Source organism: Pseudomonas sp. 9Ag (genome assembly GCF_902506445.1).
GTDB lineage: Bacteria > Pseudomonadota > Gammaproteobacteria > Pseudomonadales > Pseudomonadaceae > Stutzerimonas > Stutzerimonas stutzeri_AB.
Genome location: NZ_LR733836.1, coordinates 4258630 through 4278410, shown reverse-complemented (window position 1 = coordinate 4278410; position 19781 = coordinate 4258630). Strand labels below are relative to the sequence as shown.

Below are 19781 nucleotides of genomic sequence, written 5' to 3'. Positions count from 1 at the left end.
GTAGGCGCTCACGTTAAGGTCGATCCCTGTCGCCTGCAAGTCCTAAGGAAATCCATATGGCCAAGCTCCGCCTGCTCTTCGACAACTTCACCCTGGCCCTGCTCGCCGTGGTTGCCATTGCCACGCTGTTTCCCTGCGAAGGGCGCGGCGCGGTGTTCTTCGAGTGGCTGACGGCAGCCGCCATCGCGCTGCTGTTCTTCATGCACGGCGCCAAGCTGTCGCGCGAAGCGATCCTCGCCGGTGCCGGCCATTGGCGCCTGCACCTGCTGGTGTTCGCCTGCACCTTCGTCATGTTTCCGCTGTTGGGCCTGGCGCTCAAGCCGGTGTTGACCCCTATGGTCGGTGACGAGCTGTACCTGGGCATGCTCTACCTCTGCGCGCTGCCCGCCACCGTGCAATCGGCCATCGCCTTTACCTCGCTGGCGCGCGGCAATGTGCCCGCGGCCATCTGCAGCGCCGCGGCGTCCAGCCTGATCGGCATCTTCCTCACGCCGCTGCTGGTATTGCTGCTGATGGGTGTCGAAGGCGAGAGCGGCTCGACGCTGGATTCCATCGGCAAGATCGTGCTGCAACTGCTGGTGCCCTTTATCGCCGGGCAGATCGCCCGCCGCTGGATCGGCGCCTGGGTGACGCGCAACAAGACCTGGCTGAAAACCGTGGACCAGAGCTCGATCCTGCTGGTGGTTTACACCGCGTTCAGCGGTGCGGTGGTCGATGGCCTCTGGCAGATCGTGCCGGTTGGGCACCTGATCGGGTTGGTGGTGGCCTGCTGTCTGTTGCTGGCCATCGTGCTGTGGCTGACGGCCATGCTGGCCAAGGTGTTTGGTTTCAATCTCGAAGACCGCATCACCATCCTCTTCGCCGGCTCGAAGAAGAGCCTGGCGACCGGCGTGCCCATGGCGCAGGTGCTGTTCGCCACCAGTGCGGTCGGCATGATCATCCTGCCGCTGATGCTGTTTCATCAGATCCAGCTGATGGTCTGCACGGTGCTCGCCCAGCGCTATGCGCGACGCCCCGAATTGCCCGAGCAGACGGCGGTCCAATAACCGCTACGGATGCCCGTCACTCGCGCCGTTTCGTTGTGAATAGAGCCGCTCTATCGCTTCGTTCCCCAGCTGCGCGGTCGGGCATTTGTCTTTAACATGCACCGGTGATCATTTATTCAGAAGGGGCAACTGCCGTGACCGATACCAATCCGCTGCTTCGGGAATTCGACCTGCCGCCGTATTCCGAGATTCGTCCGGAGCACGTCGAGCCGGCGGTCGATACCGTCCTAGGCGAGAACCGCGTCGCCCTGCAGGAATTGCTCAGCCGCCCCGCCGAGAGCCTCGACTGGGGCACCCTGGTGATAGGCCTCGACGAAATGAACGAGCGCCTCAGCCGCGCCTGGGGTCCGGTCAGCCACCTCAATGCGGTCCGCAACAATGCCGAATTGCGCAGCGCCTACGAGGCCTGTCTGCCCAAACTGTCCGCCTACGCCACCGAGCTGGGTCAGAACGCCGACCTGTTCGCCGCCTACCAGGCGCTGTCGCTGAGCGCCGAGGCCGACGGCTTCGATGTGGCGCAGAAGACCATTCTCGAACACGCGTTGCGTGACTTCCGCCTGTCCGGTATCGACCTGCCGCCGGCCGAGCAGCAGCGCTTCGGCGCGATCAGCATGAAGCTCGCCGAACTGGGCAGCACCTTCTCCAACCAGCTGCTCGATGCGACCCAGGCCTGGACCAAGCACGTCACCGACGAAAGCCTGCTGGCCGGCATTACCGAGTCGTCCAAGGCGCAGATGGCCGAAGCGGCCAAGGCCAAGGAGCTGGACGGTTGGCTGATCAGCCTCGAATTCCCCAGCTACTACGCGGTGATGACCTACGCCGACAACCGTACGCTGCGTGAAGAGGTGTATGTCGCCTATTCCACCCGCGCCTCCGATCAGGGCCCGAATGCCGGCCAGTTCGACAACGGACCGGTGATGGAGCAGATCCTCGATCTGCGTCAGGAGCTGGCGAAGCTGCTGGGCTTCGGCAACTACGCCGAGCTGTCGCTGGCGACCAAAATGGCTGACAGCACCGATCAGGTGCTGGGCTTCCTACGTGACCTGGCCAAGCGCAGCAAGCCGTTTGCCGAACGCGACCTGAAGGAGCTGCGCGCCTTTGCCGCCGAGCAGGGCGTTTCCGATCTGCAGAGCTGGGACGTCAATTACTTCGGCGAGAAGCTGCGCCAGGCCCGCTACAGCCTGAGCCAGGAAGAGCTGCGCGCCTACTTCCCGGTGGACAAGGTGCTGTCCGGCCTGTTTGCCATCGTCAAGCGCCTGTACGGCATCGAGATTCACGAGCTGGAAAGCTTCGACGGTTGGCATCCGGACGTGCGTCTGTTTGAAATCCGTGAGAAAGGCGAGCACGTCGGGCGATTTTTCTTCGACCTCTATGCGCGGGCCAACAAGCGCGGTGGTGCCTGGATGGATGGCGCACGCGACAAGCGCCGCACCTGCCTCGGCACGCTGCAAACGCCGGTGGCCAATCTGGTTTGCAACTTCACCCCGCCGGTGGGCGAGCGCCCGGCGCTGCTGACCCACGATGAAGTCACCACGCTGTTCCACGAGTTCGGCCACGGACTGCATCACCTGCTGACCCAGGTCGAGCATGCCGGAGCATCAGGCATCAATGGCGTGGCCTGGGATGCGGTCGAGCTGCCGAGTCAGTTCATGGAGAACTGGTGCTGGGAGCCCGAAGGTCTGGCGCTGATCTCCGGCCACTACCAGACCGGCGAAACCCTGCCGCAGGATCTGCTCGACAAGATGCTGGCGGCGAAGAACTTCCAGTCCGGCCTGATGATGGTGCGTCAGCTGGAGTTTTCACTGTTCGACTTCGAACTGCACGCCACTCACGGAGACGGCCGCAGCGTGCTCCAGGTGCTGGAAAGCATCCGCGACGAGGTCTCGGTGATGCGTCCGCCAGCCAGCAACCGCTTCCCCAACAGCTTCGCGCACATCTTCTCCGGTGGTTACGCGGCGGGTTACTACAGCTACAAGTGGGCTGAGGTGCTGTCCTCCGACGCCTTCTCGCGCTTCGAGGAAGAGGGCGTATTCAACGCCGACACCGGGCGCGCCTTCCGCGAGGCCATCCTGGCGCGCGGCGGCTCGCAGGAGCCGATGGTGCTGTTCGTCGACTTCCGTGGTCGTGAGCCGTCTACCGATGCGCTGCTGCGCCATCTCGGTCTGACCGAGGAAGTGGCATGAGCGACGAGCCGAAGGTGACCACCAAGCGCTTCATCGCCGGGGCGGTATGTCCGGCGTGCAGCGCCAGCGACAGCATCAAGATGTGGGACGTCGATGGCGTTCCACATCGCGAATGCGTTGAGTGCGGCTACGCTGACACCCTCAACGCCCAGGGCCAATCCGTGCCCTCGGAGTTGGGTACGCGGGTCAACCAGGCCAAGCCCAAGGCCCCCGATCCGCAGGTGCAAGCCGTGCAGTTTTTCCCCAATCCCAAGCTGAAGAAAAAACCCGACTGATCCAAGGGAGGCTCGCCATGTGGCACATCACCTGCGGCGACCTCGCCGCGGAGAGCGTTCGGCCCCTGCTGGCTGACGGCAGCGAGGTGCGGGTGCTGCGCGACGACCTGGCCGTCGGGCCGCTGGCTGATATCGAGTCTCCGCCTTGCAGAATGCGTATGGTCTTCTGGGAAGCCGTCTGGCCTGCCGGGCTGGAGCCTCGGCCGGATTTCTCCGGCATTGCCGCCGATGCCGAGTGGCTGGCGCGGCTGTCTGAGCAGGCACGGCAAGTCACGGTCTGGCATGGCGATAGCGCCTCCGAACAGCTGATGCTGGCGCGTGTGGCGGCGGCATTGGAAGGCTCGTCAATCGCGCTTCATGAGGTGGCCTGCGGCACCGGCGACAGTCGGGTTGGCAGTCGCATGGCCGTATCCATGAATGCGCCGGACGCCCTGGCAGCGCTTTATCAACCGCGCCTCGTCGGCCCTGAACGCCTCGTCGAACTCGCCGGCCAATGGCGTGCCACCGTACGGGAAAGCGCTGCGATACGTCGCTGGGTCGAGGGTCGGTTTGTCGGCGAAGACCAGTCACGGATCGACGGCGAGTTAGTCGCCGCCTGCGGCGACGACTGGATGCCGCTGGCCCGCGCCATGGCTGAAGTCATGGGCCATTGCGACGGCTTCTTCCCTACGGACCTGTACCTTTACTGGCGCGCACGGGAGCTGGCGAGAAGCGGCGTCATTCGCCTCATCAGTGACGTCGCAGAAGCCGAGTACAGCAAGGTGCAGGTGCGACGGTCCAGCTGACATGCTAGTTGTCGCATGCATGAGCCGTATGGCTCCGGTTGCTCACAGCACACATGATGTGTGCCGCTGAGCCTCGAGATCAGCTCTGTAGGGAGCGTTTACTTTCACCGATTGCTTTGGACGAGATAGCGCTGCCAGATCGCGGCTGCGGCTGCCTCGGTCCACCCCACTCGACGGGCGGGCTCGTCGACATTAGCGACGCTTGAGGAAGTTCTGATACTGTATTCATATACAGTATCTCGGAGCCTGTCATGTACCCGCCGAAAAGCACGCCGCGTGGCCGTGGCACCGCAATCAATCCGGACAACCGCTTCGCCCCGACCCGTAGCGAGGCATATGACGACGGCTGGGAACAGGATGTGCCACCGACGCGCGCCACCGAGGTACGCTTCGAAACAGCCAAGATCGTGCTCACCCGCAACCAGTCACCGGATGTCGGCTTCGATCGTTCGGTAAACCCCTATCGCGGCTGTGAACATGGCTGCATCTACTGCTTCGCGCGGCCCAGCCATGCCTATTGGGACATGTCGCCAGGGATTGATTTCGAGACACGGTTGATCGCCAAGACCAACCTTGCCGAGCGCCTGGAGCAGGAGCTGAGCAAGCCCGGCTACGTGCCGCAACCCATTGCGCTGGGGGTCAACACCGATGCCTATCAGCCGCTGGAACGCGAACAACAGCTGACACGCCAGGCGCTGGAGATTCTGCTGCGCTTCAAGCATCCGGTGCACATCATCACCAAGGGCTCGCTGGTGCTGCGCGATCTGGATCTGTTGGTGCCGCTGGCCGAGCAACGGCTGGTCAGCGTCTCGGTCAGCCTGACCAGCCTGGACGACGAGCTCAAACGCATCATGGAGCCTCGTACCGCGTCCCCCTCGGCACGGCTGCGGGTGTTGCGGACCCTGCATGAGGCGGGTGTGCCGGTCAGCGTGATGTGTGCGCCGATGATTCCGATGATCAACGACATGGAGCTGGAGCGCATGCTCGAAGCCGCCCGGGAAGCCGGCGCGCGCTCGGCCGGTTATGTGCTGCTTCGCCTGCCGCACGAAGTGGCGACTCTGTTCGATGAGTGGCTGCAGGAGCATTTCCCCCAGCGTGCCGCGCATGTCATGAGCCTGGTACGGCAGTCGCGCGGTGGCAAGGATTACGACAGCCGCTTCGGCAGCCGCATGCGCGGCGAAGGGCAGTTCGCCCAGCTCTTGGCGCAGCGCTTCCAGCTGGCCTGCAAGCGGTTGGGCTACAACCGCCGCGACCAGAATTACGGACTCGATTGCACTTGCTTCGCGCCGCCCGGGCAGCAGATGAACCTGCTCTAGTCATGCCCGGGCCCGCAGGGCGGATCACCGGAACTATACGAAGCGCTCGGCGCACCAATCCAGGTATCGCTGCGGCGCCGGTATGGTCCGGTGCGCATTCGTTTCTGGAGGCAAGGTGGACTGGATCGATCTTCTGCAATGGCCGGCAATGGTGGTCACGGTTCTGGCGGCGTGGCTGATTGGCTCGCTCAAACCGCAACGGCGAACGGTGGGCTTCTGGTGCTTCCTGCTCAGCAACCTGCTCTGGGTCATCTGGGGCTGGTCCGCCGAAGCCTGGGCGCTGATCACGCTGCAGGTGTGTCTGGCGTTGATGAACATCCGCGGCGTGAAAAAGAACGACCACACGGCAGAAGCCAGCGCCTGATCCTGACGAAATTGCCAGTCTTGCATCGCTGTCTATACTCCGATCGTAAGCGTACCGATTGAATCCGACTGCGCGTGCAAAGCGAGGACTGGCAACCAGGCATTGGGGGGAGCCAGATCAGAGCGTAGTCAGGCCGTCCTAGCGAGCGTTTCGCTCCGCTCTGCGGCCGGACAGGTAGTCGGCGGGATAACAAGAACCATAAGGGGAACCCGCAATGTCGCGACATCCACGAGTCTGGATGGGGATGGGGCTGTGGTCGCTGTTCGGTCAGGCCCAGGCAGCCTGGGACGTGAACATGCGCGCCGGCGCCACGGACGTCAGTCGCTCCGTATTCGATCTGCACATGACCATCTTCTGGATCTGCGTAATCATCGGCGTGCTGGTGTTCGCGGTGATGTTCTGGTCGATGTTCGCCCACCGCCGCTCCAAGCGGCTGGATTCGGCACATTTCCACGAGAACACCAAGGTCGAGGTGCTCTGGACCATCATTCCGCTGCTGATTCTGGTCGGTATGGCCGTGCCCGCCACCCGCACGCTCATCCATATCTACGATCCCACCGAATCGGACGTGGACATCCAGATCACCGGCTATCAGTGGAAATGGCACTACAAATACCTGGGTGAGGACGTCGAGTTCTTCAGCAACCTCACCACCCCCCGCGATCAGATCAACAACCTGGCCCCCAAGGGCGAGCACTACCTGCTGGAGGTAGACGAGCCGCTGGTGATTCCCGTAGGTGCCAAGGTGCGCTTCCTGATCACTGCTGCGGACGTCATCCATTCCTGGTGGGTACCGGATCTGGCGGTGAAGAAGGACGCCATCCCCGGCTTTATCAACGAATCCTGGACTCGCGTCGAGCAGCCCGGCATTTACCGCGGCCAGTGCACCGAGCTGTGCGGCAAGGACCACGGCTTCATGCCGGTGGTGGTCGAGGTGAAATCCCAGGAGGACTATGCCACCTGGCTCGGCGAGAAGAAGGCTGAAGCCGCCAAGCTGGCCGAACTGACTAGCAAGGAATGGACGCTCGAAGAGCTGACCGCTCGGGGTGAAAAGGTCTACCAAACCAACTGCGCGGCCTGTCACCAGGCTTCGGGCGAAGGGCTGCCGCCTATGTTCCCGGCACTCAAGGGCTCGCCGATAGCGACGGGGGATGCGGAAAACCATATCAGCATCGTCGTAAAGGGCTCTCCCGGCACATCGATGCCTGCCTTCGGCCCGCAACTCTCGGAAGTCGATATCGCTGCAGTAGTGACCTACGAGCGTCACGCCTGGGGTAACGACACCGGCGACATGGTCACGCCGAGAGACGTGCTCATCTTCAAACAGGCCGAAGAAGCCACCCAGTAAGAGGATCAGGTGATGAGTGCAGTGATCGACGATCATGGTCATGCCGGGCATGACCATCACCACGGCCCGGCCAAGGGCCTCTCACGCTGGCTGCTGACCACCAACCACAAGGACATCGGTTCGATGTACCTGTGGTTCAGCTTCTGCGCGTTTCTGCTGGGCGGTTCGATGGCGATGGTGATCCGCGCCGAGCTGTTCCAGCCGGGCTTGCAGATCGTGCAGCCGGAATTCTTCAACCAGATGACCACCATGCACGGGCTGATCATGGTGTTCGGCGCGGTGATGCCGGCCTTCGTCGGGCTGGCCAACTGGATGATCCCGTTGATGATCGGCGCGCCGGACATGGCCTTGCCGCGGATGAACAACTTCAGCTTCTGGCTGCTGCCGGCAGCGTTCGGGTTGCTGGTCTCCACCTTGTTCATGGAGGGCGGTGGGCCGAACTTCGGTTGGACCTTCTATGCGCCGCTGTCGACAACCTACGCGCCGGAATCGGTGACCTTCTTTATCTTCGCCATTCACCTGATGGGCATCAGTTCGATCATGGGGGCGATCAACGTGGTCGCCACCGTGCTCAACCTGCGTGCGCCGGGCATGACGCTGATGAAAATGCCCCTGTTCGTCTGGACCTGGCTGATCACCGCCTTTCTGCTGATCGCGGTGATGCCGGTGCTGGCCGGCGTGGTGACCATGATGCTGATGGACATCCACTTCGGCACCAGCTTCTTCAGCGCGGCCGGCGGCGGCGACCCGGTGCTGTTCCAGCATGTGTTCTGGTTCTTCGGGCATCCGGAGGTCTACATCATGATTCTGCCGGCGTTCGGCGCGGTCAGCTCGATCATTCCAGCCTTCAGCCGCAAGCCGCTGTTCGGCTACACCTCGATGGTCTACGCCACCGGCGCGATCGCCTTCCTGTCGTTCATTGTCTGGTCGCACCACATGTTCACCGTCGGCATCCCGCTGACCGGCGAGCTGTTCTTCATGTACGCCACCATGCTGATCGCGGTGCCCACCGGGGTGAAGGTATTCAACTGGGTGTCGACCATGTGGCGCGGCTCGCTGACCTTCGAGGCGCCAATGTTGTTCGCCGTGGCCTTCGTCATCCTGTTCACCATTGGCGGTTTCTCTGGGCTGATGCTGGCCATCGCCCCTGCGGATTTCCAGTACCACGACACCTACTTCGTGGTGGCGCATTTCCACTATGTGCTGGTGCCGGGGGCGATCTTCGGCATCTTCGCCTCGGCCTACTACTGGCTGCCGAAGTGGACCGGCCACATGTATGACGAAACCCTCGCCAAGCTGCATTTCTGGATGAGTTTCGTCGGCATGAACCTGGCGTTCTTCCCGATGCACTTTGTCGGGCTCGCCGGCATGCCGCGACGGATCCCGGACTACAACATGATGTTCGCCAACTTCAACATGGTCTCCAGCATCGGGGCCTTCATGTTCGGCGCAACGCAGCTGTTGTTCCTCTTCATCGTGATCAAGTGCATCCGTGGCGGCCCGATTGCTGCTGCCAAGCCCTGGGACGGTGCGGAGGGCCTGGAGTGGAGTGTGCCGTCACCTGCGCCGTACCACACCTTCAGCGTGCCGCCTTCGGTGGAGGAGCTGCACGAGCATCGGACAGGTCCGAAACATGACTAGCCTGCCGGCTCTGAGGACTCGCCATGAACACTGAGCTGCCGCTGGGCCGCCTGGTACGTCGACTGTTGCTGGTGGTCGTGGCGATGTTCGCCTTCGGCTTCGCGCTGGTGCCGATCTACGACGTCATGTGCAAGGCCTTCGGCATCAACGGCAAGACGGCGGGTGCCTATGAAGGGGCGCAGACCGTAGACGAGGCGCGTGAGGTGCGGGTGCAGTTTCTCGCCACCAACGCCTCGGGCATGGTCTGGGAATTCAAGCCGGTGGCAGACCAGCTCAATGTTCATCCCGGCTCCAGCCGCGAGATGCGCTTCATCGCCTACAACCCGACCGACAAGCCGATGACGGCGCAGGCCGTGCCCAGTGTGTCGCCCTCAAAGGCGGCGGCCTATTTCCACAAGACCGAGTGTTTCTGCTTTACCCAGCAAGTGCTGCAACCCGGTGAGCGTATCGAAATGCCGGTGCGTTTCATCGTCGATCGTGATCTGCCTGCGGATGTGCGTCACCTGACGCTCGCCTACACCCTGTTCGACATCACGTCCCGCCAACCTCCCGTCGCCCTCGTTGATCCGGCGCATCTGGTGGCGACCAAGGAGAGTCTGCAATGAGCCAACAGACCACCACGCACGAGAACTACTATGTTCCCGCCCAGAGCAAATGGCCGATTGTGGGAACGTTGGCGCTGCTGACTACCGTCTTCGGCCTGGGCAGCTGGTTCAACGACCTCAAGGCCGGCCGCGACGAGATCAGCGGTCCGATCATCTTTTTTATCGGCGCATTGCTGATCGCTTACATGATGTTCGGCTGGTTCGGGGCGGTGGTCCGTGAGGGCCGCGCGGGACTGTACAGCGCGCAGATGGACCGCTCGTTCCGCTGGGGCATGAGCTGGTTCATCTTTTCCGAGGTGATGTTCTTTCTCGCCTTTTTCGGCGTGCTGTTCTACATCCGCTACTGGGTAGGCCCCTGGCTAGACGGTGAAGGCGACAAGGGCGTCAGCGCCATGCTCTGGCCGAACTTCGAGTACAGCTGGCCGCTGCTGAACAACCCCGACCCGGGTGTCTATCCCGCGCCGGAGGGCACCATCAGCCCGTGGGGCCTGCCACTGATCAACACCATCCTGCTGGTGACCTCCAGCTTCACCCTGACCTGGGCGCACCACGCGCTGCGCAAGGCACACCGCAAGCAGCTCAAGTTGGGGCTGGGAATCACCGTGCTGCTGGGCATCGCCTTCCTGACATTGCAGATCGAAGAGTACATACACGCCTACACCGAGCTGGGCCTGACTCTGGGCTCGGGCATCTACGGCGCGACCTTCTTTATGCTCACGGGCTTCCACGGCGCCCACGTGACCATGGGCGCAATCATCCTGACGGTGATGCTGGTGCGCAGCTTCCGCGGTCACTTCACGGCTGAGCAGCATTTCGGCTTCGAGGCGGCGGCCTGGTATTGGCACTTCGTGGATGTGGTGTGGATTGGCTTGTTCGTATTCGTCTACGTGATTTAAGCCGATCAGGCGCCGAAACCGGGTTGCAGCTGCCCGCTATAGAAGCCCCATGCAATCAGGGCGACCGTCAATGCCGTGAGGGAGACACGAACGAAGAGGGCGGTGAGCACGCGTGAGGTTCGGCCTTCGTCCTTGACCAGAAAAAACAGACCACTGAACAGACTGACCAGTGTGGCTACTAATAACAGAACAATTGCCGCCTTGAGCATGAGCGGTCCGCCGTAACAGGGGAACTGGGAGAAGTGGGGGTGCAGTATAGCCAGCCCGATCAATACGCCGCGGGGCAGGGTATGAACGGCTTCAAGCCGGGTGTCATACCCACGCTTGTGGTGCTGTGTCTGTTGCCGTTACTGGTCTGGCTGGGTTTCTGGCAGCTGGAGCGCGGTGAGCAGAAGCGCGACATGCTGGCTCGTCAGGAAGCGCGCGAGGCCGCTGCTCCCATCGGCCCGGAGCAGATCGACACGCTCCAGGAGCCGGCCTATACACGCGTTAACCTGCAGGGCAGCTTCGACGCCGAGCACAGCTTCCTGTTGGACAGCCGCACCCGCGATGGTCGCGTTGGTGTCGAGTTGCTGCAGCCGTTTCAGGATCAGCCCAGCGGCCGTTGGGTGCTGGTCAACCGCGGCTGGTTGCCCTGGCCGGACCGGCGCATCCCCCCGAAATTCGACACCCCGGATCGCCCGCTGAAGCTGTCCGCCTGGATCTACGCGCCCTCCGGCGACCCGTTCATTCTCAACCGGCGGATGGCAGAAGGCTGGCCGCGTCTGATCAACCACGTCGACGTGAAAGATATCTGGCAGTTGCTCGACCGCGACGGCATCAAATATCAGCTGCGGCTGGACCCGGGCCCCGCGGCTTATCGCGCCGACTGGCCGGTGACCTTCATGCAGCCGCAGCAACATGTCGGCTATGCCGTGCAATGGTTTGCGCTGGCAGCGGCACTGCTGGCGTTGTTCATCTACTTCGGCGTGCATCAGGCACGGGGGAGCAAGCAGTGACCGCGATGAATCCGACCTTCAAGGCTGCACCGGCACAACGGCGCCGGGGACGTTTGCAATTGCTGCTGATCCTTGCGGTGGTGATCGGCCCCATGCTGCTGGCGAGCGCCATGTACCGCTTCGGTTTCTGGGTGCCCGAAACCCGTACCTACGACGGTGCGCTGGTTGCCACCGGCCAGGGCCGCGATGCTCTGGGTGTCACCGCGCCGGTGGCTGCCGAGCCGCGCTGGGAATTGCTGGTCACCGCACCGCAGGGTTGCGCTGAGGACTGTCAGCAGCTGGTCTACCTGGCCCGCCAGATCAACATCGGCCTGGCCCGCGAAGCAGGCCGGGCCAGCCATGTCCTCGCCAGTGCGCAGCCTTTGGCTGCCGAGTACGACCAGCGCCTGCAGCAAGAGTATCCGCAGCTGCAGCGCTACGCCCTGAACCCTGACGTTTACGGCGCCAATCCTGATTTACCGCAGGGTGCGCAGCTGTGGATCGTCGATCCCCACGGCAATCTGGTGCTGCGTTATGACGGCAAGGCCAACGGAAAGGCGATCCTCGATGACCTCAAACACCTGCTGAAAATCTCCCAGATCGGTTGATCCAAGGCACTCAGCCGCCTCGCTGGAGTCCCAAAGAGGTCGTTCAAGGAGAAGCAGATGGCAAAACCCGGCTACCGCCTCGCCTTTGTCGCCACGCTATTGGCTGTCGTGGTGGTGTTGCTCGGCGCCTATACACGGCTGACTCATGCCGGCCTCGGTTGCCCGGACTGGCCCGGCTGCTACGGCTTTCTTAGCGTACCCATGAGCGAGGACAAGCAGAGCCTCGCGGCGATGCGCTTCCCCGATGCGCCGCTGGAGGTGCACAAGGGCTGGAACGAAATGGTGCATCGCTACTTCGCCGGTGCGCTGGGGCTGGTCATTCTCGGGCTTGCGGTGCAGGCGCTTCGCCGACGCAACGAGCCGGGACAGCCGCTCAAACTTCCCTTGCTGCTGCTCGCGGTCGTCATCGCCCAGGCGGCATTCGGCATGTGGACGGTGACCCTGCAACTCTGGCCGCAGGTGGTCACGGCGCATCTGCTGGGTGGCTTCACCACCTTGAGTCTCCTGTTCCTGCTGACGCTGCGCCTGTCCGGTCGGCGGCCGTTGATTCCGAGCGTGCCGGGCAAGCTCAGAACGTTCGCGCTGATCGGCATGCTCGCAGTGATCGTCCAGGTGGCGCTGGGCGGCTGGGTCAGCAGCAATTACGCGGCGGTGGCCTGCACCGATTTTCCGACCTGCCACGGCCAGTGGTGGCCGCAGATGGATTTCGCCAACGCCTTCAACCTGACCCATCACGACATCGGCCCCAACTACCTCGGCGGCATGCTCTATGGCGAAGCGCGTACCGCCATTCACCTGACTCATCGGCTGGGCGCGCTCACGGTGACGCTGATTCTGCTGGTGCTGGCCTGGCAGCTCTGGCGCAACGGCCTGTCGCGGCTGGCCGCGCTGCTTGTCGCCGCGCTGGCCCTGCAGATCGGGCTGGGCATCAGCAACGTGCTGCTCAATCTCCCGCTGGCGGTTGCAGTCGCTCACAACGGCGGCGGTGCGCTGCTGCTGCTGGTCACCGTGCTGATCAACCATCGCCTGCGTCTACACCCGACGGTTGCCACCGCAGCGGCTCATCAGCCACATCTGAATTCGAACACGACGAGCAGGCTCGACCTGCCTCGCGCATAAGGAGAATCCCATGGCCACTCTCATCAGCGAACGCGGCGCCCAGGCCATCTGGCGCGACTACCTCGAGCTGACAAAGCCCAGGGTGGTGGTCCTGATGCTCATCACTTCATTGGTGGGCATGTTTCTCGCGACACGCTCGGGTGTGCCGTGGACGGTTCTGTTATTCGGCAACCTGGGCATCGCGCTCTGTGCCGGTGGCGCGGCGGCAATCAACCATGTGGTGGACCGGCGCATCGACCTGGAAATGGCGCGCACCCATAAGCGGCCGTTGGCACAAGGCCGAGTCGCGCCGGCCGCCGCGTTGCTGTTCGCCTTAGTGCTCAGTGTTGCCGGGATGGCGCTGCTGCTGACCTTTACCAATGCGCTAGCAGCCTGGCTGACGCTGGCCTCGCTGATCGGTTATGCGGTGATCTATACCGGCTTTCTCAAGCGCGCCACGCCGCAAAACATCGTTATTGGCGGGTTGGCCGGCGCTGCGCCGCCGCTGCTGGGCTGGGTCGCGGTGACTGGTCAGGTGACGGCCGAACCGCTGTTGCTGGTGCTGATCATCTTCGCCTGGACCCCGCCGCACTTCTGGGCGCTGGCCATCCACCGCAAGGATGAGTACGCCAAGGTCAACGTGCCGATGCTGCCGGTGACCCACGGCGAGCACTACACCAAGGTGCATATCTTGCTCTATACCGCGATGTTGCTGGCGGTCAGCGTCATGCCCTTTGCCATCCACATGAGTGGCCCGCTGTACCTCGCTGCCGCCGTGCTGCTGGGCGCACGCTTCCTGTTCTGGACAGTCGTGCTCTATCGCGACAGCCGCCCTCATGCCGCCATCAAGACCTTCAAATTCAGCATCTGGTACTTGTTCGCGCTGTTCATCGCCTTGCTGGTTGATCATTATTTGCCGCTGACCTTTTAAGCCGGCCGACAAGGACCTACATGACACGCATCCAGAAAACCGTATTCATTCTCGTAGCGCTGGTTGCGCTGGTCATCGGCCTAACGGTTTACAAGGTGCTCAACACCGAGCAGCAGCTCGACACCGCCGACCTGCTCGATGCCGGTATCGTCATGCTGCCCCAGGGCCGCGACGTGCCTGACCTGACGCTGACCAATCAGAACGGCGAGCCCGTGTCGATGAAGAGCCTTGAAGGACGCTGGAATCTACTGTTCTTCGGCTACACCTTCTGCCCGGATATCTGCCCGGCGACCCTGGCTGAGCTGCGTCAGCTGCGCGGCCAGCTACCGGAAGCGGCACGGCAGCGAATGCAGCCGATCCTGGTCAGCGTCGATCCCGAGCGTGACACGCCCGCGCAATTGAAAAAGTATCTGGAGTATTTCGGAGCCGAGTTCATCGGCCTGACCGGCTCGCTGGACGACATTCAGACTTTGGCCAATGCTGCCGGTGTGCCCTTCATTCCGGCCGACACCTCGAAGGACAACTACACGGTCGACCACGGCGGCAACCTCGCCCTGATCGGCCCCGACGGCCGCCTGCGCGGCTTCGTCCGTGCGCCGCTGCGTACCGAAAAGCTGGCCGAGCAGCTGCCGGCAGTGCTGGCGCTGGAGTAACCATTTACCCGCAGCTCAGCTGCTGCCCCAGTGTGCTGCTAACAGAAACAACAAGGCCCGCACGTGGCGGGCCTGTCTCAAGTGCAAACGGGGCGACGCTGTACGCCGCTCCTCTTCCGTCGCGATTAGAACGCCGGAACCACTGCGCCTTCGTACTTCTCATTGATGAACTGCTTCACCTCTTCGCTGTGCAGCGCTTCGATCAGCTTCTGCATGGCGGCGCTGTCCTTGTTGTCCGGGCGGGCAACCAAGATGTTCACGTACGGCGAGTCGTTGCCTTCGATGAACAGGGCGTCTTCGGTGGGGTTGAGCTTGGCTTCGAGGGCGTAGTTGGTGTTGATCAGCGCCAGGTCGACCTGGGTCAGCACGCGCGGAAGAGTCGCGGCTTCCAGCTCACGAATCTTGATGTTCTTCGGGTTCTCGGCGATGTCCTTTGGCGTGGCAGTGATCCCGGCGCCGTCCTTCAGCGTGATCACGCCGGCCTTCTGCAGCAGCAGCAGCGCACGGCCGCCGTTGGTGGCGTCGTTGGGGATCACGACGGTCGCGCCTTTGGGCAGCTCGTCCAGCGACTTGTGCTTGCTCGAGTAAGCGCCGAAGGGCTCGATGTGTACGCCAGCCACACTGACCAGTTCGGTGCCCTTGCCCTTGTTGAACTCATCCAGGTACGGCTGGTGCTGGAAGAAGTTGGCGTCCAGGCGCTTCTCGGACACCTGGATGTTCGGCTGCACGTAGTCGGTGAAGACTTTCACGTTCAGGTCTACGCCCTGTTCGGTCAGCTGAGGTTTGACGAATTCGAGGATTTCCGCGTGTGGAACAGCCGTCGCGGCGACGTTCAGTTCGTCGGCGGCTTGGGCGGAGAAGGCCGCGACAGCGGCAAAGGCAGCAAGCAGTTTTTTCATGGAGGGTTCCTTGTGGGTTCCTGTAGCGGTGCCGGTTAGGCAGTTATTTTCGTGAAAAATGCGTTACCAACTTGTCACCGACGCTCTGCAGTACCTGAACCAGGACCAGCAGCAACACCACGGTGACGACCATGACGTCGGTCTGGAAACGTTGATAGCCGAAGCGGATGGCCAGATCGCCGAGTCCGCCCGCACCCACCACGCCGGCCATGGCGGTGTAGGACACCAGGGTAATGGCGGTGACGGTCACGGCGGCAATGATGCCTGGACGAGCCTCCGGCAACAGGGCGTTGAAGATGATCTGCCGGGTAGTGGCGCCCATGGCCTGGGTGGCCTCGATGATGCCCCGATCTACCTCGCGCAGCGCGGTTTCCACCAGTCGCGCAAAGAACGGCGCCGCGCCCACCACCAGCGGCGGGATCGCCCCGGCCACCCCCAGCGAGGTGCCGGTAACCAGCACCGTGAAGGGGATCATCACGATCAGCAGAATGATGAACGGCAACGAGCGCAGCACGTTCACCACAAAGGACAGAAAGCCGTACAGCGGGCCGTTCTCGAACAGTTGGCGCGGGCCGGTGAGAAACAGCAGCACGCCCAGCGGCAGGCCGAGGATGATGGTGAACAGCAGCGATCCGCCGAGCATCAGCAAGGTGTCCAGGGTCGCCAGCCAGATCTCGTACCAGTCGACATTCCCCAATAAAGAGCTGAACAAGGCGTCCATCAGCGCAGTACCTCCACGTGAACGTCAGCGGCATCCAGCTGGGCCAGGGCCGCGGCCATGTCGCCGCCCACCAGGGCCAGGGTCAGCTGGCCGTAGGGCGTGTCCTTGATACGGTCGATGCGCCCCGAGAGGATGCTGAAATCCACACCGGTTTCCCGTGCGACCGTGCCGAGCAGCGGTTTGTAGGTGGCATCACCCTGAAAGGTCAGGCGCAGAATCCGGCCGGGCACATGGGCGAAATCGTCGTGCTGCTCACCTTCGTCGACCGCTTCGTCTTCAAGCACGAAGCGTTGGGTGGTGGGGTGCTTCGGGTGCAGGAATACGTCCGTCACCGGGCCCTGCTCGACGATGGCGCCGCCGTCCATCACCGCGACGCGGTCGCACACGCGGCGAATCACGTCCATCTCGTGGGTGATCAACACGATGGTCAGCTTTAGCTCGGCATTGATCTCAGCGAGCAACTGCAGCACCGAGGCGGTGGTTTGCGGGTCGAGGGCACTGGTGGCTTCGTCGCAGAGCAGGATGTCCGGTTCTGTCGCCAGCGCGCGGGCAATACCAACGCGCTGCTTCTGCCCGCCCGACAACTGCGCCGGATATTTGCGCGCCTGGTCTTTCAGCCCGACGCGTTCGAGCAGGGCGGCTACGCGGCTATCGATCTCGCTGCGGGAATGGTTGCCGGCCAGCCGCAGTGGCATGGCAACGTTGTCGGCGACGGTCTTGGACATCAAAAGATTGAAATGCTGGAAGATCATCCCGACCCGCTGACGGAAACGGCGCAGGCCATTGGCGTCGAGCGCGGTGACGTCTTCTCCGTTGACCAGGATGCGCCCACCAGACGGTTCTTCCAGACGGTTGATCAGGCGCAGCAGGGTGCTCTTGCCGGCGCCGGAGTGGCCGATCAGGCCGAACACTTCACCGGCACCGATGGTCAGTTCGGTCGGCTTGAGCGCAGGCACTTCACGAGCGGTGCCCCGGCCGGCAACCCGATAGGTTTTGTGGACTTGCTGAAATTCGATCACGGGCGAACCTTGTGGGTGCGGTCGTATGTGCCTGGGTAGTGGCGAAAGGCGTGCATTCTACGCGTTTGCGGCATCTGGGCGTAGGGAACTGCTGCGATTGGGGTAGGCCATCGGTGCGATAGCGGGAGCTAATCGACGTAAGGCGCAACCTTGAGAGGCTTTATAGGGTCACTAACCGGTATGCCGTGAATTGATGCATCCGGCCCAGATCGGCCAGGTCCCTTCGCGGTTAGGCACATACGCTCAACCGAGGCCCAAGATGACGGACAACAAAGATCCAAAACACAGCGAAGTTGCCGGTACCGACACCGTCGACCGCAAGAACCACAACGCCAAGCTCGATCAGCTCGAGGGCGCACGCAGCGACGCCACCGGTGAAGCGTTGACCACCAACCAGGGCGTGAAAATCGCTGATAACCAGAACACTTTGAGTGCCGGTGAACGCGGCCCCTCGCTGCTCGAAGACTTCATCATGCGCGAGAAGCTCACGCACTTCGACCACGAGCGCATTCCCGAGCGTATCGTTCACGCCCGTGGTTCGGCCGCTCATGGCGTGTTCGTCAGCTACGACGACCACAGCGCCCTGACCAAGGCGTCTTTTCTCGCGAGCAAGGGCAAGGAGACGCCGGTATTCACGCGTTTCTCCACCGTACAGGGCTCGCGTGGCTCGGCTGATACCGTGCGCGACGTACGCGGTTTCGCCACCAAGTTCTACACCGACGAAGGCATTTTCGACCTGGTCGGCAACAACATGCCGGTGTTCTTTATTCAGGACGCCATCAAGTTTCCCGACTTTGTCCACGCGGTGAAGCCCGAGCCGCACAATGAAATCCCACAGGGTCAGTCGGCGCATGACAGCTTCTGGGATTTCGTCTCGCTGACGCCGGAGTCGGCGCACATGGTCATCTGGGCCATGTCCGACCGCGGCATCCCGCGCAGCCTGCGGGCCATGGAAGGCTTCGGCGTGCACACCTTCCGCCTGGTCAATGCCGAGGGCACCAGCCGCTTCGTCAAATTCCACTGGAAGCCCGTCGCCGGTGCCTTCTCGCTGGTCTGGGATGAGACGCTGAAGCTGGCCGGCAAGGACCCGGACTTCAACCGCCGTGACATGTGGGAGTCCATCGAAATGGGCGACTACTTCGAGTGGGAGCTCGGCGTGCAGGTGGTGGAAGAGGCCGACGAGCACAAGTTCGACTTCGACCTGCTCGACCCGACCAAGATCATTCCCGAAGAACTGGTGCCGGTGCAGAAGCTCGGCAAGATGACCCTCAACCGCAACCCCGACAACTTCTTTGCCGAGACCGAGCAGGCTGCCTTCCATATCGGCCATATCGTCCCGGGCATCGATTTCAGCAACGATCCGTTGCTGCAGGGCCGGCTGTTTTCCTACACCGATACCCAGCTGCTGCGCCTGGGCGGGCCGAACTTCCACGAGATTCCGATCAACCGTTCCATTGCGCCGGTGCACAACAACCAGCGTGATGCCTTCCACCGTCAGACGATCAACAAGGGCCGCGCCAACTACGAGCCCAACTCTGTCGACAGCGGCTGGCCGAAAGAAACCCCGCCAGCTGCCAGCGGTGGCGGCTTCGAGAGCTATCCCGAGCGCATGGAAGGTCACAAGGTACGGGCGCGCAGCCCATCGTTCGGTGATCACTTCTCCCAGGCCACGCTGTTCTGGAACAGCATGAGCGCGCCAGAGAAGGAGCACATCATCGGCGCCTACAGCTTCGAGCTGGGTAAGGTCGAGCGGGTGTTCATCCGTGAGCGTCAGGTCAACGAGATCCTTGCCAATATCGATCTTGAGCTGGCGCGCCGGGTGGCCGAGAACATCGGCGTAACGCCGCCGACGGCGCCGACAATGTCCCTGAAACAGCCGACACCAGCCAGTTCGCCCGCGCTGAGCCTGATGAATCACCTGTCCGGCAATATCAAGTCGCGCAAGGTGGCGATCCTCATTGCCAATGGCGTCGACGGTGATGCCATCGAGGCGTTCAAGCAGAAGCTGGCTGACGAAGGCGCGATGGCCAAGTTGATCGGTCCGTCACCGGCGCCGGTCAAGACGGCCGATGGCAAGATGCTCACGCCTGACGCGGCAATGGACGGCATGCCTTCGATTGCCTTCGACGCAGTGTTCGTGCCCGGTGGCGCGCAGAGCGTGCAGGCCATGGCCAAGAACGGCGTGGCCAAGCATTACCTGCTCGAAGCCTACAAGCACCTCAAGCCAATTGCCGTACTGGGCGAGGCGCGGCAGCTGCTCACGGCGCTGAATCTGCCGGAAGATGCCGGTCTGGTCACCGGTGACTCCGGCGATGTCGCGACGGTGTTCTCGGCCTTTGCTCAGGCGCTCTCGCAGCACCGTGTCTGGGCGCGCGAGGCGGCTGCGGAGCAAGTGCCAGCCTGATCGCAATAGCGT

20 protein-coding genes are annotated in these 19781 nt (G+C 62.7%); 16 read left to right on the top strand and 4 right to left on the bottom strand.

Annotation, left to right across the window (positions count from 1 at the left end; translation table 11 throughout):
- Positions 1–56 precede the first annotated feature (56 nt).
- The 10 genes from ALTERO38_RS19630 to ALTERO38_RS19585 all read left to right on the top strand — a co-directional run bounded on the left by ALTERO38_RS19630 (position 57) and on the right by ALTERO38_RS19585 (position 10459).
- A complete protein-coding gene (locus tag ALTERO38_RS19630; protein WP_102837219.1) occupies positions 57–1046 on the top strand; it encodes a bile acid:sodium symporter family protein in 990 nt (329 codons plus the stop codon).
- A 134-nt stretch (positions 1047–1180) separates the two neighbouring features.
- On the top strand, positions 1181–3229 hold the full coding sequence (prlC, locus tag ALTERO38_RS19625; protein ID WP_159969405.1) for an oligopeptidase A: 2049 nt from the start codon (positions 1181–1183) through the stop codon (positions 3227–3229).
- On the top strand, positions 3226–3504 hold the full coding sequence (locus ALTERO38_RS19620) for a YheV family putative zinc ribbon protein (RefSeq protein WP_102837217.1): 279 nt from the start codon (positions 3226–3228) through the stop codon (positions 3502–3504). The genes prlC and ALTERO38_RS19620 overlap by 4 nt, the downstream gene beginning before the upstream one ends.
- Positions 3505–3521: 17 nt before the next feature.
- Positions 3522–4289, top strand: coding sequence for a DUF1835 domain-containing protein (locus ALTERO38_RS19615; protein WP_159969404.1), 768 nt, complete (start codon positions 3522–3524; stop codon positions 4287–4289).
- Between the two features lie 251 nt (positions 4290–4540).
- Positions 4541–5605 carry a PA0069 family radical SAM protein gene (locus ALTERO38_RS19610; protein WP_159969403.1) on the top strand — a complete coding sequence of 355 codons (1065 nt, stop codon included), beginning with the start codon at positions 4541–4543 and terminating at the stop codon, positions 5603–5605.
- Between the two features lie 82 nt (positions 5606–5687).
- Positions 5688–5969, top strand: coding sequence for a hypothetical protein (locus ALTERO38_RS19605; RefSeq protein WP_272888494.1), 282 nt, complete (start codon positions 5688–5690; stop codon positions 5967–5969).
- A gap of 214 nt (positions 5970–6183) precedes the next feature.
- Positions 6184–7317, top strand: a complete 1134-nt coding sequence (gene coxB / locus ALTERO38_RS19600) for a cytochrome c oxidase subunit II (RefSeq protein WP_159969402.1) — start codon at positions 6184–6186, stop codon at positions 7315–7317.
- 12 nt (positions 7318–7329) lie between these two features.
- Positions 7330–8958, top strand: coding sequence for a cytochrome c oxidase subunit I (gene ctaD, locus ALTERO38_RS19595; RefSeq protein WP_102837212.1), 1629 nt, complete (start codon positions 7330–7332; stop codon positions 8956–8958).
- Positions 8959–8981: 23 nt separating this feature from the next.
- Positions 8982–9563, top strand: a complete 582-nt coding sequence (locus tag ALTERO38_RS19590) for a cytochrome c oxidase assembly protein (protein WP_102837211.1) — start codon at positions 8982–8984, stop codon at positions 9561–9563.
- The gene (locus ALTERO38_RS19585) at positions 9560–10459 is read left to right on the top strand and encodes a cytochrome c oxidase subunit 3 (protein ID WP_159969401.1); all 900 of its coding nucleotides are present in this window, start codon (positions 9560–9562) and stop codon (positions 10457–10459) included. Before ALTERO38_RS19590 ends, ALTERO38_RS19585 begins: the two co-directional genes overlap by 4 nt.
- Before the next feature lie 5 nt (positions 10460–10464).
- Here ALTERO38_RS19585 and ALTERO38_RS19580 read toward each other — a convergent pair whose 3' ends face one another.
- Entirely contained in the window at positions 10465–10668 is a 204-nt protein-coding gene (locus tag ALTERO38_RS19580) for a twin transmembrane helix small protein (RefSeq protein WP_101152710.1), read from the bottom strand.
- Positions 10669–10749: 81 nt separating this feature from the next.
- Between ALTERO38_RS19580 and ALTERO38_RS19575 the strand changes: the two genes are divergently transcribed.
- The 5 genes from ALTERO38_RS19575 to ALTERO38_RS19555 are packed head-to-tail and all read left to right on the top strand — an operon-like array spanning position 10750 to position 14726.
- Entirely contained in the window at positions 10750–11457 is a 708-nt protein-coding gene (locus ALTERO38_RS19575; RefSeq protein ID WP_159969739.1) for an SURF1 family protein, read from the top strand.
- 5 nt (positions 11458–11462) lie between these two features.
- Positions 11463–12044 carry a hypothetical protein gene (locus ALTERO38_RS19570; RefSeq protein WP_159969738.1) on the top strand — a complete coding sequence of 194 codons (582 nt, stop codon included), beginning with the start codon at positions 11463–11465 and terminating at the stop codon, positions 12042–12044.
- A gap of 57 nt (positions 12045–12101) precedes the next feature.
- Positions 12102–13163 carry a heme A synthase gene (locus ALTERO38_RS19565; protein WP_159969400.1) on the top strand — a complete coding sequence of 354 codons (1062 nt, stop codon included), beginning with the start codon at positions 12102–12104 and terminating at the stop codon, positions 13161–13163.
- A gap of 10 nt (positions 13164–13173) precedes the next feature.
- Complete coding sequence (gene cyoE, locus ALTERO38_RS19560) at positions 13174–14073, top strand: heme o synthase (protein WP_102837206.1); 900 nt, start codon at positions 13174–13176, stop codon at positions 14071–14073.
- A 20-nt stretch (positions 14074–14093) separates the two neighbouring features.
- On the top strand, positions 14094–14726 hold the full coding sequence (locus ALTERO38_RS19555) for an SCO family protein (RefSeq protein WP_159969399.1): 633 nt from the start codon (positions 14094–14096) through the stop codon (positions 14724–14726).
- A gap of 125 nt (positions 14727–14851) precedes the next feature.
- Here the strand turns inward: ALTERO38_RS19555 and ALTERO38_RS19550 are convergent, their stop codons facing one another.
- From ALTERO38_RS19550 to ALTERO38_RS19540, 3 genes are read right to left on the bottom strand one after another with little or no spacing between them, the layout of a single operon-like run.
- Complete coding sequence (locus ALTERO38_RS19550; RefSeq protein WP_159969398.1) at positions 14852–15625, bottom strand: MetQ/NlpA family ABC transporter substrate-binding protein; 774 nt, start codon at positions 15623–15625, stop codon at positions 14852–14854.
- Positions 15626–15668: 43 nt separating this feature from the next.
- Positions 15669–16346 carry a methionine ABC transporter permease gene (locus ALTERO38_RS19545; protein ID WP_045422780.1) on the bottom strand — a complete coding sequence of 226 codons (678 nt, stop codon included), beginning with the start codon at positions 16344–16346 and terminating at the stop codon, positions 15669–15671.
- The gene (locus ALTERO38_RS19540) at positions 16346–17365 is read right to left on the bottom strand and encodes a methionine ABC transporter ATP-binding protein (RefSeq protein ID WP_159969397.1); all 1020 of its coding nucleotides are present in this window, start codon (positions 17363–17365) and stop codon (positions 16346–16348) included. The genes ALTERO38_RS19545 and ALTERO38_RS19540 overlap by 1 nt, the downstream gene beginning before the upstream one ends.
- 259 nt (positions 17366–17624) lie before the next feature.
- On the opposite strand from ALTERO38_RS19540, the gene katE reads away from it, so the two are divergent.
- A complete protein-coding gene (katE, locus tag ALTERO38_RS19535) occupies positions 17625–19769 on the top strand; it encodes a catalase HPII (RefSeq protein ID WP_159969396.1) in 2145 nt (714 codons plus the stop codon).
- The last annotated feature ends 12 nt before the right edge of the window (positions 19770–19781 follow it).

Excerpts from the sequence above, each read along its gene's own strand:
- ALTERO38_RS19630 (WP_102837219.1), top strand. The coding sequence starts at position 57 with ATGGCCAAGCTCCGCCTGCTCTTCGACAACTTCACCCTGGCCCTGCTC.
- ALTERO38_RS19620 (WP_102837217.1), top strand. The coding sequence starts at position 3,226 with ATGAGCGACGAGCCGAAGGTGACCACCAAGCGCTTCATCGCCGGGGCG.
- ALTERO38_RS19615 (WP_159969404.1), top strand. The coding sequence starts at position 3,522 with ATGTGGCACATCACCTGCGGCGACCTCGCCGCGGAGAGCGTTCGGCCC.
- ALTERO38_RS19610 (WP_159969403.1), top strand. The coding sequence starts at position 4,541 with ATGTACCCGCCGAAAAGCACGCCGCGTGGCCGTGGCACCGCAATCAAT.
- ALTERO38_RS19605 (WP_272888494.1), top strand. The coding sequence starts at position 5,688 with ATGGTCCGGTGCGCATTCGTTTCTGGAGGCAAGGTGGACTGGATCGAT.
- coxB (WP_159969402.1), top strand. The coding sequence starts at position 6,184 with ATGTCGCGACATCCACGAGTCTGGATGGGGATGGGGCTGTGGTCGCTG.
- ctaD (WP_102837212.1), top strand. The coding sequence starts at position 7,330 with ATGAGTGCAGTGATCGACGATCATGGTCATGCCGGGCATGACCATCAC.
- ALTERO38_RS19590 (WP_102837211.1), top strand. The coding sequence starts at position 8,982 with ATGAACACTGAGCTGCCGCTGGGCCGCCTGGTACGTCGACTGTTGCTG.
- ALTERO38_RS19585 (WP_159969401.1), top strand. The coding sequence starts at position 9,560 with ATGAGCCAACAGACCACCACGCACGAGAACTACTATGTTCCCGCCCAG.
- ALTERO38_RS19580 (WP_101152710.1), bottom strand. The coding sequence starts at position 10,668 with ATGCTCAAGGCGGCAATTGTTCTGTTATTAGTAGCCACACTGGTCAGT.
- ALTERO38_RS19575 (WP_159969739.1), top strand. The coding sequence starts at position 10,750 with ATGAACGGCTTCAAGCCGGGTGTCATACCCACGCTTGTGGTGCTGTGT.
- ALTERO38_RS19570 (WP_159969738.1), top strand. The coding sequence starts at position 11,463 with ATGAATCCGACCTTCAAGGCTGCACCGGCACAACGGCGCCGGGGACGT.
- ALTERO38_RS19565 (WP_159969400.1), top strand. The coding sequence starts at position 12,102 with ATGGCAAAACCCGGCTACCGCCTCGCCTTTGTCGCCACGCTATTGGCT.
- cyoE (WP_102837206.1), top strand. The coding sequence starts at position 13,174 with ATGGCCACTCTCATCAGCGAACGCGGCGCCCAGGCCATCTGGCGCGAC.
- ALTERO38_RS19555 (WP_159969399.1), top strand. The coding sequence starts at position 14,094 with ATGACACGCATCCAGAAAACCGTATTCATTCTCGTAGCGCTGGTTGCG.
- ALTERO38_RS19550 (WP_159969398.1), bottom strand. The coding sequence starts at position 15,625 with ATGAAAAAACTGCTTGCTGCCTTTGCCGCTGTCGCGGCCTTCTCCGCC.
- ALTERO38_RS19545 (WP_045422780.1), bottom strand. The coding sequence starts at position 16,346 with ATGGACGCCTTGTTCAGCTCTTTATTGGGGAATGTCGACTGGTACGAG.
- katE (WP_159969396.1), top strand. The coding sequence starts at position 17,625 with ATGACGGACAACAAAGATCCAAAACACAGCGAAGTTGCCGGTACCGAC.